This window comes from Tateyamaria sp. ANG-S1 (assembly GCF_000814025.1).
GTDB lineage: Bacteria > Pseudomonadota > Alphaproteobacteria > Rhodobacterales > Rhodobacteraceae > Tateyamaria.
The window spans coordinates 302,496-316,208 of record NZ_JWLL01000001.1; the positions used below are offsets into that span (position 1 = coordinate 302,496).

14 protein-coding genes are annotated in these 13,713 nt (G+C 61.5%); 6 read left to right on the forward strand and 8 right to left on the reverse strand.

Translation table 11 applies throughout. The features are described from left to right. Positions 1-31 precede the first annotated feature (31 nt). Positions 32-907 (reverse strand): 3-hydroxybutyryl-CoA dehydrogenase, encoded by an 876-nt coding sequence (locus tag RA29_RS01665; protein ID WP_039682279.1) that lies wholly within the window; start codon positions 905-907, stop codon positions 32-34. A gap of 151 nt (positions 908-1,058) precedes the next feature. On the opposite strand from RA29_RS01665, the gene RA29_RS01670 reads away from it, so the two are divergent. Further along, a complete protein-coding gene (locus RA29_RS01670) occupies positions 1,059-1,871 on the forward strand; it encodes a DUF6473 family protein (protein WP_039682281.1) in 813 nt (270 codons plus the stop codon). Between the two features lie 55 nt (positions 1,872-1,926). Here the strand turns inward: RA29_RS01670 and RA29_RS01675 are convergent, their stop codons facing one another. Beyond that, entirely contained in the window at positions 1,927-2,853 is a 927-nt protein-coding gene (locus RA29_RS01675) for an FAD-binding protein (RefSeq protein WP_039682282.1), read from the reverse strand. Continuing rightward, on the reverse strand, positions 2,853-3,611 hold the full coding sequence (locus tag RA29_RS01680) for an electron transfer flavoprotein subunit beta/FixA family protein (RefSeq protein WP_039682284.1): 759 nt from the start codon (positions 3,609-3,611) through the stop codon (positions 2,853-2,855). Before RA29_RS01680 ends, RA29_RS01675 begins: the two co-directional genes overlap by 1 nt. Positions 3,612-3,805: 194 nt before the next feature. On the opposite strand from RA29_RS01680, the gene RA29_RS01685 reads away from it, so the two are divergent. Further along, a complete protein-coding gene (locus RA29_RS01685) occupies positions 3,806-4,171 on the forward strand; it encodes a VOC family protein (protein ID WP_039682286.1) in 366 nt (121 codons plus the stop codon). Here RA29_RS01685 and RA29_RS01690 read toward each other — a convergent pair. The 4 genes from RA29_RS01690 to RA29_RS01705 all read right to left on the reverse strand — a co-directional run bounded on the left by RA29_RS01690 (position 4,168) and on the right by RA29_RS01705 (position 6,525). After that, entirely contained in the window at positions 4,168-4,743 is a 576-nt protein-coding gene (locus RA29_RS01690) for a cob(I)yrinic acid a,c-diamide adenosyltransferase (RefSeq protein WP_039682288.1), read from the reverse strand. The two genes, RA29_RS01685 and RA29_RS01690, sit on opposite strands and share 4 nt — an antisense overlap. Before the next feature lie 2 nt (positions 4,744-4,745). Then, entirely contained in the window at positions 4,746-4,952 is a 207-nt protein-coding gene (locus RA29_RS01695) for a twin transmembrane helix small protein (protein ID WP_039682290.1), read from the reverse strand. Positions 4,953-5,024: 72 nt separating this feature from the next. Next, positions 5,025-5,855 carry an SDR family NAD(P)-dependent oxidoreductase gene (locus RA29_RS01700; protein ID WP_039682292.1) on the reverse strand — a complete coding sequence of 277 codons (831 nt, stop codon included), beginning with the start codon at positions 5,853-5,855 and terminating at the stop codon, positions 5,025-5,027. 55 nt (positions 5,856-5,910) lie between these two features. Next, positions 5,911-6,525, reverse strand: a complete 615-nt coding sequence (locus RA29_RS01705; protein ID WP_039682294.1) for an SH3 domain-containing protein — start codon at positions 6,523-6,525, stop codon at positions 5,911-5,913. Positions 6,526-6,755: 230 nt separating this feature from the next. On the opposite strand from RA29_RS01705, the gene RA29_RS01710 reads away from it, so the two are divergent. From RA29_RS01710 to RA29_RS01720, 3 genes are read left to right on the forward strand one after another with little or no spacing between them, the layout of a single operon-like run. Next, positions 6,756-9,050 (forward strand): DNA topoisomerase IV subunit A, encoded by a 2,295-nt coding sequence (locus tag RA29_RS01710; protein WP_039682295.1) that lies wholly within the window; start codon positions 6,756-6,758, stop codon positions 9,048-9,050. A gap of 13 nt (positions 9,051-9,063) precedes the next feature. Continuing rightward, on the forward strand, positions 9,064-10,329 hold the full coding sequence (locus tag RA29_RS01715) for a DUF898 family protein (protein WP_275041496.1): 1,266 nt from the start codon (positions 9,064-9,066) through the stop codon (positions 10,327-10,329). Then, positions 10,326-11,414 carry a M48 family metallopeptidase gene (locus RA29_RS01720; RefSeq protein ID WP_039682297.1) on the forward strand — a complete coding sequence of 363 codons (1,089 nt, stop codon included), beginning with the start codon at positions 10,326-10,328 and terminating at the stop codon, positions 11,412-11,414. The genes RA29_RS01715 and RA29_RS01720 overlap by 4 nt, the downstream gene beginning before the upstream one ends. Here RA29_RS01720 and RA29_RS01725 read toward each other — a convergent pair. Next, the gene (locus tag RA29_RS01725; protein WP_039682400.1) at positions 11,411-12,775 is read right to left on the reverse strand and encodes a cytochrome P450; all 1,365 of its coding nucleotides are present in this window, start codon (positions 12,773-12,775) and stop codon (positions 11,411-11,413) included. The two genes, RA29_RS01720 and RA29_RS01725, sit on opposite strands and share 4 nt — an antisense overlap. Before the next feature lie 109 nt (positions 12,776-12,884). Here RA29_RS01725 and RA29_RS01730 point away from each other — a divergent pair, with 109 nt between their 5' ends. Continuing rightward, entirely contained in the window at positions 12,885-13,493 is a 609-nt protein-coding gene (locus RA29_RS01730) for a hypothetical protein (RefSeq protein ID WP_039682299.1), read from the forward strand. The last annotated feature ends 220 nt before the right edge of the window (positions 13,494-13,713 follow it).

Sequence of the window (13,713 nt, forward strand, 5' to 3'; positions counted from 1 at the left end):
AATTCCGGTCCGTTTTCTGTGTCAGAAAACGCTACCGCGTTGGAACAGGCGTTTCGCCCCGATAGTCGTAGAACCCGCGCTGCGTTTTGCGCCCCAGCCATCCAGCTTCGACATATTTCGTAAGCAGGGGGCAGGGGCGATACTTGGTATCTGCCAGCCCGTCATGCAACACGTTCATGATGGCAAGGCAGGTGTCGAGCCCGATGAAGTCTGCCAGTTCCAGCGGGCCCATCGGGTGGTTTGCGCCCAGCCGCATGGACGAGTCGATGGATTTGACCGACCCGACCCCTTCGTAGAGCGTATAGACCGCCTCGTTGATCATCGGCATCAGGATGCGGTTGACGATAAAGGCAGGGAAATCCTCGGCCGTGGCAGCCGTCTTGCCCAGCTTTTCGACGACGGTTGCGCAGGCTTCAAAGGTTTCTGTGTCGGTCGCGATGCCCCGGATCAGCTCGACCAGCTGCATCACCGGTACGGGGTTCATGAAGTGGAAGCCCATGAATTTTTCGGGCCGGTCCGTGCGGCTCGCCAGTCGCGTGATCGAGATGGACGATGTGTTGGACGTCAGGATCGTGTGCGGCTGCAGATGCGGCACCAGGTCTTCGAAGATGGCTTGTTTCACCGTCTCCCGTTCGGTCGCGGCTTCGATCACCAGATCGGTTTGGCCCAGATCGGGGAGGGTCTGTGTGGTCTGGATGCGCGCAAGTGCTGCGGACTTGTCCTCGGCGCTGATCTTGTCGCGGCTCACTTGCCGTTCGAGGTTGCGATCAATCGTTGCCATCGCGGCGGCCAGCGCCTCGCCCGAGATGTCATTCAGCATGACGTCGTAGCCTGCCAGCGACATCACGTGCGCGATGCCGTTGCCCATTTGCCCGGCACCTACAATCCCGACCGTCTCGATGTCCATAGCCGCCCTCATGTCCAGTCGCCGCACCATAGGGTCAGCCGCACACCGGGGGCAAGGGGATGCGCTGCCTTACTAACGCCCAAATTCGTTAGGGCTTCGTCAACCCACCGCTGCGATGATGATTGCGGGAAAAATAGTGAGAGTGGGTCTCATGAGTATTGAGTCGTTGGGTCCGGGGGGACTTGACTATCTGCCGTGCAGGTACGGCAATTCGAAAGTTTTGTTTCGCGGGCCGCGTCGGTCTCTGGACGGACCGTTTGTTGCGTTCTTTGGTGGGTCAATCACCTACGGGAAATTTGTTGCGTCGCCCTTTCCAGACCTGGTTGAGCAGGCCACGGGTATCACGTGCGTGAATTTTGGCTCGTTGAATGGCGGGGTCGATGTCTTTGCCACCGATCCGTATTTGCGGGATGTGTCGGGTATGGCGCAAACCACGGTGATCCAGATCACCAGCCCACGCAACATGTCGAACCGGTTCTACCGCGTGCATCCGCGCCGCAATGATCGCTTTGTCGAAGCGTCGTCGCTCTTGCGCGCGATCTACCGCGAGGTAGATTTTGCCGAGTTCAACTTCACCAATCATATGCTGGCGCGGTTGGAGTTGATCTCTCCCGAACGGTTCGAGACGGTTGTGGAAGAGTTGCAAACGGCGTGGGTGGCGCGGATGCGACTGGTGCTGAGCCAGATCAAGGGCCGGACGGTACTTCTTTGGGCATCGCGCCAGACACCGGAAGCGTCCGCGACGGATCCGGAGGCGGACTTGGCGTTTGTCTCACGGGAGATGATCGACAAGGTGTCGGAGCTGGCCACCGAATATGTCGAGACGGTTATTTCAGACAGCGCGATCGATGCTGGCACCGATGGCATGGTGTTCAACGAGATGGACGCGCCGGCGGCCAAGCTGATGCTGGGACCTGTGGCTCACAACGAAATTGCCCAATCCCTTGTGCCCGTCATGAATTGAAAAAGCCCGCCGAGGGATCGGCGGGCTTTCAAATCGTTGCATGTCAAAAAAGCGCTTACAGCTTTTCGATCATCTCCGGCACGGCGTCGAACAGGTCGGCGACCAGCCCGTAATCCGCCACCTGGAAGATCGGGGCTTCTTCGTCCTTGTTGATGGCGACGATGACTTTGGAGTCCTTCATGCCTGCAAGGTGCTGAATTGCGCCCGAGATGCCCACGGCCACATAGAGGTCTGGGGCGACAACTTTACCGGTCTGACCCACCTGCCAGTCGTTCGGTGCATAGCCCGAGTCGACAGCGGCACGGGACGCGCCAACGGCGGCGCCCAGCTTGTCCGCCAGCTTTTCGATAAGCGCAAAGTCGTCTTCTGAGCCGACACCGCGCCCACCGGACACAACCACGCCAGCCGAGGTCAGCTCGGGACGGTCGCTTTCGGCCACCTTGTCTTCGACCCAAGCCGACAGGGCAGGATCTGCCGCAGCACCAATGGTTTCGACCGAGGCCGAACCGCCGGTGCCAGCCGCATCGAACGTGGACGTCCGGAAGGTGATGACCTTCTTGCCGTCGCCCGTTTTCACGGTCTGGATGGCGTTACCCGCGTAGATCGGGCGTTCGAACGTGTTGCCGTCGACAACCGCTGTTGCATCCGAGATCACCATCGCATCCAGCAGGGCTGCAACGCGGGGCATGATGTTCTTGGCGTCGGTGGTGGCTGGGGCAACGATGTGTTCGTAGTCGCCAGCCAGCGACACGATCAGGTCCGCGACCGGCTCGGCCAAACGCTTGCTGTACAGCGCATCCTCGGCGCAAAGCACCTTGGCCACGCCTTCAATTGTGGCAGCCGTTGCGGCGGCATCGGCGCAGGTTGCACCGGTGGCCAGAATGGTTACGTCATCCAGCGCTTTGGCGGCGGTCACGGCCTTGGCCGTGGCGTCCATTGCCAGTTCGCCGTCGTTGATTTCTGCGAGAAGAAGAACAGCCATTACACAGCCCCCGCTTCTTTGAGTTTTTCCATAAGCTCTTCGACCGAGCCCACCTTGATGCCTGCAGCGCGTGCTTCGGGCTCTGCCGTTTTCACGATTTCAAGCCGCGGCGCTGTCTCGACGCCGTAATCAGCGGCTGTTTTCTCATCCAGCGGCTTTTTCTTGGCTTTCATGATGTTGGGCAGCGACGCATAGCGCGGTTCGTTCAGGCGCAGGTCAACCGAGATGACGGTCGGCATGTTCACCTCGATGGTCTGCAGACCACCGTCAACCTCGCGGGTGACTTTCGCTTTGTCGCCAGCAACCTCAACCTCGGAGGCGAACGTGGCCTGGCTCCAGCCCAGCAGGGCCGACAGCATCTGGCCGGTGGCGTTCATGTCGTTGTCGATCGCCTGCTTGCCGCACAGCACGAGGCCGGGCTGCTCTTCCTCGACCACTTTGGCGAGGATCTTGGCAACCGTCAGCGGCTCGATATCGGTGTGCACGTCGTCCGCAGCGATGACGAGGATTGCGCGGTCCGCACCCATGGCCAGCGCCGTGCGCAGCGTTTCCTGGCTTTGCTTGACGCCGATGGACACGGCGACGACTTCCTCGGCCTGACCTGCTTCTTTCAGGCGGATGGCCTGTTCGACGGCAATCTCGTCAAACGGGTTCATCGACATTTTCACGTTGGCGAGATCGACCCCGGAACCGTCCGCTTTCACGCGCACCTTCACGTTGTAGTCGATCACGCGTTTGACGGGCACAAGCACCTTCATGAGCGTTCCTCTCCTCAAATTAACGACTCAGCTTTGACAGCCGAACTAGAGTATCCCGCACGGTTTACCCAAGACGCCGTAACGGAAACAGGACAAAATCGTCGCGTCATCGTCTTTGAACGCCGCGTTTTCAACGCGATGCGGCTGAACGGAAACTTTGATACACTGTTGGAAAGCTGGACGGAGGGGCGGGAATGGAAAAGGTGACGGGATTTGGGGGCTTTTTCTTCCGGTCGAAAGACCCGGAAAGCCTCGCCATGTGGTATCGCGATATGCTCGGTATCAATCTGGTGCCCACGGCCACGGACCAGACGCCGTGGATGGCCAAGGGGGGCGCGACCGTGTTTGCGCCATTTGCCGCCGACACAGAGTACTTTGCCGCTGACAAGGCGTTCATGTTGAACTTCCGGGTCCCAAACCTCGACAAGATGGTCGCGCAGCTTGAGGAGGCGGGCGTCTCGGTCGAGAAAGTCGGTGATGTGCCCGAGATTGGACGCTTTGCGCATCTTGCCGATCCCGAAGGCACACCAATTGAGTTGTGGGAGCCGTTGCAGGGTTAGTCGCGGTTTGCTCCGGGTACCCAGAGGACATCATCCTTGCCGCCGTTGTTCGCGATACGCGCCGCCACAAAGAACCAGTCGCTCAGACGGTTCAGGTATTTCACCGCTGCGGGGTTCACCGCCTCCATCGTTGCCAGTTCCACGGCCAGCCGTTCGGCGCGGCGTGCGACGGTGCGGCACACATGCAGATGGGCCGAGAGGGCAGACCCACCTGGCAGAATGAAGCTGCGCAGGGGCTCAAGGTCACCGTTCATGGCGTCAATTTCTGCCTCAAGCCGTGACACTTGCGCGTCGGTCATGCGCAGTGGCGGGTATTCGGCCTCGGCATCTTTTTCCATGTCTGGGCGGCACAGGTCAGCGCCCAGGTCGAACAGGTCGTTCTGGATACGGCTTAGTGACACATCAATGTCGCCCGTCGCTTCCAACCGAGCGACACCGAGAAAGGCGTTCAACTCGTCCGCTGTGCCATAGGCTGTGACCCGCATCGCGTGTTTTGCCACCCGTGCGCCGTTTCCCAGGGCCGTTTCGCCCGCGTCACCCGTTTTCGTGTAGATCTTGTTCAGTACAACCATGCTCAGTTCCCCGTTCCGCGCAGTGCCACATAGGCCAAGATCAATAGGACGGCCACAAATTGTGCGCCGATCCGGTAACGCATCAGTTTGTTCGAATTGGCCTTGGCCCAGCCCGAGCCTTTGGCAAAGCCGCCAAGGCCCAGCATCAGCACGACAACCACGGCCAGACAGGCCAGTACGATCAAGATGAATAATGCGTCAGAACCCATGGTTCACTGTCCCTTTTTCTTGTCTTGGCATCATGTAGGCGGCGCATGTTCAAAAGCGAACGCGGCGTTGGGTCACCCGCGAGAAAGCACCCAGTCGAGCGCGCGCACGGGCAAGATGCGGCGGAGTGCGGCCATCAAATAGGTGGGCGTTGTCACCATGTAGACGGGGCGCGGTTTCGGCGCCTCCAGCGCATGGCGCAGTTTTCTGACGACCGCATCGGCAGGCAATTCGAACGTATCGGGTCCGCTGTCTTCATACAAACGCTTGCGCAACTTCTTGCGATACTGAACGACACGCACCGATCCTTCCCAATCAATCCAGCGCTCGAAATGCGGGATCGAGTTGACCCTGATCTTGCTCGTGATCGGCCCCGGCTGGACCGAGACCACGTGGATCGGCGTGTCCCGCATCTCGACCCGCAGGGTCTGTGTCAGCCCCTCAAGCGCGTATTTGGTGGAGTTGTAAGCCCCCCGCCACGGCATAGTCACAAAACCCAGAACCGATGAACACTGCACGATGCGCCCATGCCCTTGTTCCCGCATTACTGGGATGACGGCGCGCGTCAGTTCGTGCCAGCCAAAGAAATTGGCGTCGAAAATCGCCCTGAGTGCATCGGTTGGCAAGTCTTCCACTGCGCCGGGTGTGCCAAAGGCCCCGTTGTTGAACAGAGCATCCAACGTGCCGCCCGTGGCCTGCAGTATCTCAGCCAGTCCCGCGTGGATCGTGTCGGCATCCGCATAGTCGATCCGGGGGCTGTCGAAACCTTCAGCTTGCAGACGAAGGCAATCCTCGGCCTTGCGACAAGATGCAAAGACCCTCCAACCGGCCTCCCGCAATCCATGTGCCGCCGCGTATCCGATCCCCGAGGAGCACCCGGTGATCAAAACCGATCTTTGTGTCATGGTCTGTCCTGCTCGTTTCCGAGCGGGACAATAGCGCGCGGTGCGCCCTCTGCAATCAGCCTTCGCTCAAAAGGAAATCTGCCATCCAGCCGACTGTGCCGCCGCCGACGGGGCGCAACTTGACCCAGCCATTGCCGGGGTCCTGCAGGATTTCGACAGCATCACCACGTGTGAGGCGGTTGACCACGGAAAAGTCCGTTCCGGGGCCGCCGCGCACGTTGACGCTGCGCGCCGTGACCTCACGTACTTCTTCAGTGCTCTCTTCGACCGCGGCGCGCGCGTTGAAATCCACAGGTGTGATCACCGCCGTGTCCAGGATCAGGCTGGGCAGGATGACGGTGGGTTCCTCTTCGGACAGGGCGACATCGGTCGCAGCGCTGTCGTCAGCCGCGGGCAGTTGGCGTGCGGGGGTTGTAGGCACGTTGCGCTGCGGGCGCAGCACGTCATTCACGCTGTTGAGGTTCAATGACACGCGCGTGACATTCTCAGGCAACACGGCTTGCTGGGCCGGGGCCGCTTCAACCACGCGCTCCAGTTTGTCTTCTTCAACCGCAACCGGCACGTCAATCCGAGCCAACCGGGTGGCTTCAGCATCGAAATCTGCACCCCCGCTCATCTCGTAAAAGGCGAAGGCCAGAAATCCGAACGTCACAATGATAAAACGCCACATACCGTGTGTTTCCCCCAAACATACCCGATGCGTCACAAAAGCAGCTCAATGACACTGGAAACACGATAACAAACCGAACGATTCCAAACACTGGTAAATGTCGGTCAGTTTTCCCCGCGCTGCTGTGCTGTGGTGTCAGGGCAACGCGCCGCGTCGGTCATTGGTTCCGCCACGGCAGAACGATCACCTGACCGCTTGTTCCCGGCCAAGGGGGCGGCTACACCTCATCTATGTCTGATACGACCGACACCCCCAACATGGACCTGTCCGAACCCCTGCGCCGCGCGCTGGGGGAACGGTATCTGACCTATGCGCTGTCGACGATCATGCACCGGGCACTGCCGGATGCGCGCGACGGTCTGAAGCCTGTGCACCGGCGCATCCTGTTCGCCATGCGGGAGCTGCGCCTGTCCTCAACTGGGGGCTTCCGCAAGTCGGCCAAAATCTCGGGCGATGTGATGGGCAACTATCACCCGCACGGCGATGCCGCGATCTACGACGCGATGGCGCGGCTCGCGCAGGACTTTAACGTCCGTTACCCGCTGGTCGACGGGCAGGGCAACTTCGGCAACATCGACGGCGATAACCCAGCCGCCTCCCGTTATACTGAGGCGCGGATGACCGCCGTGGCCGAGGCGCTGCTTGAGGGCCTGAACGAAAACGCTGTGGACTACCGGGAAAACTACGACGGCACGCTGACCGAACCGGTTGTCCTGCCTGCGCAGTTCCCGAACTTGCTGGCCAATGGGTCGTCTGGGATCGCCGTAGGCATGGCTACCAACATCCCGCCCCACAACATCGCAGAACTCTGCGACGCCTGCCTGCACCTGATCAAGACGCCCGATGCCCGCGACGACACACTTCTGAACTACGTGCCCGGCCCCGACTTCCCCACCGGGGGCATCATCGTCGAACCAGCCGAAGCCATCGCGCAAGCCTACCGCACCGGCAAGGGCGGCTTCCGCCTGCGCTGCCGGTACGAGGTTGAGGATCTGGGCCGCGGCCAGTGGCAGATCGTCGTCACCGAAATCCCCTATCAGGTCCAGAAATCCAAGCTGATCGAAAAGCTGGCCGAGGTCATCCAGACCAAGAAGGTGCCGATCCTTGGCGATGTCCGGGATGAGAGCGCTGACGACATCCGCCTGATCCTTGAACCCCGGTCCAAGAACGTGGACCCCGACGTGCTGATGGGCATGCTCTATCGCAATTCGGACCTCGAAGTGCGGTTCTCACTCAACATGAACGTGCTGATCGACGGCGTCACGCCCAAGGTCTGCTCGATGAAGGAAGTGCTGCGCGCCTTCCTCGATTTCCGGCGCGAGGTGCTGATCCGCCGCAGCCAGCACCGCATGGAAAAGATCGACCACCGGCTGGAGGTGCTGGAGGGGCTGATTGTTGCCTTCCTAAACCTCGACCGCGTGATCGACATCATCCGCTACGACGATGATCCGAAGGCCGCGCTGATGCGCGAGGATTGGGGGAAGGATCATCCGCGGGCGATGACCGAGGCGGATTATGTGCCGCCTGCTCCCGGCAGCGGCGAACTCAGCGAGGTGCAGGTCGAAGCGATCCTAAACATGCGCTTGCGCTCCCTGCGGCGCCTCGAAGAGATGGAGCTGTTGCGCGAGCAATCTGAACTCATGGAGGAACGCGCCGTCCTCGAGGACCTGCTCGACAGCGAGGATCTGCAATGGCAGGCCATCGCCGATCAGATGCGCGAGACGAAAAAGAAGTTCGGCAAGGACTACGAGGGTGGCGCACGTCGCACCACCTTCGCCGAGGCGAGCGAGGTCGAGGACGTCCCGCTTGAGGCGATGATCGACCGTGAACCGATCACTGTCGTGTGCAGCCAGATGGGCTGGATCCGCGCGATGACGGGCCACATCGACCTGACCCGCGAGTTGAAGTTCAAGGACGGCGACGGTCCGCGCTTCATCTTCCATGCCGAAACCACCGACCGGCTGATTATCGTGGGCTCAAACGGGCGGTTTTATACCGTTTCCGCCTCGAACCTGCCGGGTGGGCGGGGCATGGGTGAACCTCTGCGCCTGATGATCGACCTGCCGAACGAGGTGCAGATCCACTCGCTGCTGACCCATAAACCCGGTCGTAAGCTTTTGGTCGCATCGTCTGCGGGCGACGGATTCATCGTGCCGGAGGATGAGGTGATCGCCCAGACCCGCACGGGCAAGCAGGTGCTGAACGTGCGGGGCGACGTGAAGATGGCGGTCTGCAAACCGGCGGACGGCGACTGCATCGCCGTCGTGGGTGAGAACCGCAAAGTGTTGGTGTTCGGACTTGAGGAATTGCCCGAGATGGCGCGGGGCAAGGGCGTACGTCTGCAAAAGTACAAGGACGGGGGCCTGAGCGATGCAACCACCTTCACCCTGGCAGACGGGCTCAGTTGGCTCGATCCCGCAGGACGGACAAGAACCGAAACCGACCTCGCCGAGTGGCGCGGAAAGCGCGCAGGCGCAGGGCGGATGGCCCCCCGCGGCTTCCCACGAGACAACACCTTTACCTGACGGCGCGCTGCCTATTGGCTTTGTCGGCCGCCGGGGTGCCGTGTTCTGGCTGGCGTTGAAAACCGGCTTCTGGTCGATTCTCACGCTGGGGTTTTACCGTTTCTGGATGAAGACGCGCCTGCGCCGCTATTTCTGGTCGTCGATCCGCCCGGGCGGGCACCCTATGGAATATGTCGGCGACCCGTGGGAGAAGCTGCTTGGCTTCTTCATCGCGGTGGTGATCCTGACCTTCTACATCGGGGTCGTGAACCTGATCCTGATGTTCATCAGCTTCTCGGTCTTCGACGGCAACGTCGCGGGCTACTTCCTCAGTTTTTTGGGCGTTATCCCGCTGTGGTTCTATGCCCGCTACCGTGCCTGGCGCTACGTGTTGGGCCGCACCCGCTGGCGCGGCGTACGGTTCGGGCTTGAGCCCGGCGCGTGGGGCTACGCCTGGCGGGCCTGCGTGCATTGGCTGATCACGGTCTGCTCGGCGGGCATCCTGTGGCCGCGTATGACCTTCTATCTGGAGAAATACCGCACTGACAGGACCTTCTTTGGCTCGGCCAAGCTGATGCAAGGCGGGCACTGGACAATGCTTTACCGTCCTATGGTACCGCTTTTCCTGGCGGTTGTGGCATGCGGTCTCTGGACGCTTTGGGTGATGGTCCTGCAACCCATCGGCCCGTTTTTCGACCTTTTCTTGCGCGGGTTTGTCGCCGGCGCCACCGGTTTAGAGATTGACGTGGAGGGGCTGGAGGACGGCCCATCGCAGGCGATCTGGCGGCTGTGGTTGTTGCTGCCTCTGGTCCTCGCCGTCTATGTCGGCGTTGTTCACTACATTTTCGGCGCACGGCGCATGATGGCCAACCACAAGTCTGCTCCCGGCGTCACCTTTGCCTCCAAGCTCCGCACCGGGCGCGTGGCATGGATCTATGCGGGTGGTACGATCCTCGCTTATCTCGTCCTGGTTTTGGGGTTGTTGCTGCTGTTGATCATCCTAGTGCCCGTCATCGGTCTGAACGTCCTGAACAACGTGGGCGGCATCGACGCCGGTGTCATTGGTACTGCGCCGAGGTGGCTAACCATTACAGCATCCGTAATCCTGTACTTCGGTGTGTTCCTGATGTGGTCGGTGGTCTACAACACCTTCGTCACCTTCCCGCTGATGCGCCACATGGCGGGCACCCTGTCGCTGCCCACGCATGATGGATTGCAGGACGTCAGTCAGGTGGCCCGCGACGAATTTGCCGAGGCCGAAGGCTTTGCCGAAGCCCTCGATCTGGGGGCCGCGATATGACCAAGGCCACCTATTTCGATGGCGACAAGCCAACGCCCGTACCGGTCTACATCACGCCGTCTTCGGATCGGACCCATCTTGTTCTCGCGCGCGACGGCGCTGCGGACATCTTCTGGCCCATGGCGGATGTCCGCGCTGTCGAGGATCATCCTGCCGGGATCGACACCGTCCTGCGGCTGACCACCGATCCCGTTGCGCGGCTCTATGTCGCGGATGCAGGTACGTTGCCACCATCGCCCAATCTTAACCGCGCTGCCCCGCCCAAGGGCCGTGGACGGCTTGCCCTTTGGGCCGCGGGTGCGGTCGCTGCTGTCGCACTCCAGATTGGTGTCCTGATCCCGCTCATGGCCGACCAGCTTGCCAACTTCATCCCACCCCGCGCCGAACGCGCGCTGGGTGAGGCGACGTTCAATCAGATCCGCGACGCGCTGGGAAACAACGCTCTTGGCCCCCTCCGCGTCTGCGAAGCGCCCGAAGGACGGGCCGCGCTTGACGCCATGGCGGCCACGTTCGACCCTGCCATGCCCGAAGGCACGGAAATGTCGGTTTTCGTCCTCAACCACCCGATGATCAACGCCTTCGCTCTGCCCGGCGGCTATGTCGTATTCCTCCGCGGCCTGATCGACGCCGCCGAAACGCCCGAAGAAGTGGCGGCCGTCTATGCCCACGAGTTGGGCCACGTGGTCAGCCGCGACCCCACGCGCCACGCCCTGCGGTCGGCGGGCAGTATCGGCGTTCTGGGCCTGCTCTTTGGCGACTTCGCGGGCGGCGCGGTGGTCCTGTTCCTGGCCGAACGTCTCATCGACGCGAACTATTCCCAAGGCGCTGAGGAAGCCGCCGATGCCTTCGCGCACGAAGCGCTGGAGCAAGCCAACATCTCGCCCTCCGCACTCGGCGATATGTTCCAACGGCTCCGCGACAAATACGGCGACAATGACGGGGTCCTGTCGCATTTCATGTCGCACCCGTCACTGTCCGACCGGATCGACCGCGCACGGGCCGCTGTACCCGAGGGCGAAAGTTGGACGCCCGTTCTGACCGACGCCCAATGGACCGCATTGCAAGACATCTGCGAGGACGACTAGGCCGCCTCTGCCGTCAGCCACACCCCGCCTTCGGGGCGCAAGGTGAGGATCATCACCGGCTCTGGCTCTTTGCCCGGCACGGGCGCAAACCGGAACCGGTTGATCAGCGTGGCCAGGATGATCACCGCCTCCTGCAAGGCAAAGGACGCCCCGATGCAAATGCGCGGTCCGTCCCCAAAGGGCATATAGGCATAGCGATCCACCGACTTCCGGTCGGCAAAGCGATCCGGATCGAAGGCATCCGGGTTGTCCCATAACAGCTTCGAACGGTGCAGCGCGTAGATTGGGATGATGCAGGTATCGCCCTTCCTGATCTCGCGCCCGCACAGCACATCGTCGGCCATCGCTGTACGCGATACCATCCCGGCGGGCGGATATAGACGCAGCGCCTCATCTATAATGCAGCGGATGAACGGCAGGTCCGCAACATCCTCTCCCGTCGCCGCGCGCCCTTGCAGCACTGACTGCGCCTCCGCCCGGGCGCGCTCCTGCACCTCCGGATCATAGGACAGCAGGTACATCGACCACGCGAGCGTCAACGCGGTCGTCTCATGCCCCGCCACGATAAAGGTCAGCAAATTGTCCCGCAGCTCGGCGGTTGTCATCTTGCGCCCTGACTTTGGATCCTCACCCGCCATCAACAAATCCAGCAGATCCGGCACGCCATCATGGGCCCGCGCCGCACGATCCTCGATGGCGCGGTCGGCCACCGCCTTTGTCTCGCGCATCGCCTGACCCGAGATCACGCGCCCCGGGCGCGGCACCCAGTCCGGTGCGCCGATAATGTCGAACAGCGACACCTTCCCGGCCTCGGCGATGTAGTCTTCGATGGCCCGGTGCACGCCTGCCCGGTCAAACGCCTCACCCCCGGAAAAGGTGACATCGGCGATCACGTCAAAGGTGGTGTTCACCATCTCGTCCAGCAAGTTCACCGCCCGCGGCCCCGCCGCAGCAATACGGTCGGCACAGCGTTCCGCGGCGCCGGTCATGATGGGTGCCAGATTCATCATGTTGCGATGGGTGAACACTGGCGCAGCGGTGCGGCGCTGCCAGCGCCACTCGGCCCCTTCGGCAATAAAGATTGACTCGCCAATGGCAGGCTTCAGCAGGTTCTTGGTCACCAGCGATTTCGGGTAATTGTCCAGATTGTCCAGGACCATCCGTTTGATGGCCTCGGGGTCGGTGATCATGTGCCAGCGCTTGCCGGTCTTGCCGGATACGATGGGCTGCCGGGTCGTCACGTCGGGGATGATGCGCAGGACGTTCTTGCGCGCCTCCCGCAGGCTTTTCCAGATCCCCCATTCGCCATCAACAAGCGGAACGCGCACAGGCAGCGGGCGGGGCAGGGCGGTATCGGGCATGTTTCCCTCCATTACCCTACGGGATATAGCCGCGACATGGCCGTGAGCAATTGCACCAACGCCGCACCTGAGCTATCCGGGGAGCCAAGAAAACGGGGAGCGTGCAGTAATGATGCGTTGGGTTTTGGGCCTTGTGATGATGGCCGCACTGTCGGCATGTGCCAGCAACCGTGATCTGAACGACGCACCGGTGCCCCTGGGCGACTTCCGGCTTGAGCATAATATCGTCGTGGCCGAGAACGCGCAGCGCGGCCCGCTAAGCCGCCCCGCTACCGAACAGGAACTGACAACTGCCGTCAAAGCGGCAATGGCTGAACGGTTCGGGCGGTATGACGGGGCCAGCCGCTATCATTTCGGCATTTCGGTCGAAGGTTACGTTTTGGCCCAACCCGGCATCCCGCTGGTGCTGGCACCCAAATCGGCGCTTATCCTCAACGTCACGGTTTGGGATGATGCCGCGGGTGGCAAGCTGAACGACGAACCCGAACAGATCACCGTGCTGGAAACCTTCGGCACCGCGCCCATCATAGGCACCGGCTACACGATGACGGCAGAAGAGCAACTCAAGGAACTCAGTCAGAACGCGGCCAAGGCGGTCGAGCGGTTCCTTGTGAAGCAAAACAGGGAAGAGGGGTGGTTCACACCGGACCCCGATGCCATTGCAACCGCATCTGATGCTGCCGCAGAAGAGGCTGTAGATACACCTGCCGACCTGTAGGCTCTGCGCACTCCCGCGCCCGCGATTTCGTCTGGCCCGCCGGACTGCATCGCACCCGATGAGGGTGTTGTCGCGCGGGGCCCAGTCTCTTGCTTCGATCCTACCCAAGCCTGCTTGATTTTCCTCGCCAATGGCAATACATGCCGCCGGCAGTGAAGCACGGGGCGCGGTCCCCAGATCAACAAAGGGCGTCTGACAAGATGGCAAAGGAAAAGTTTGA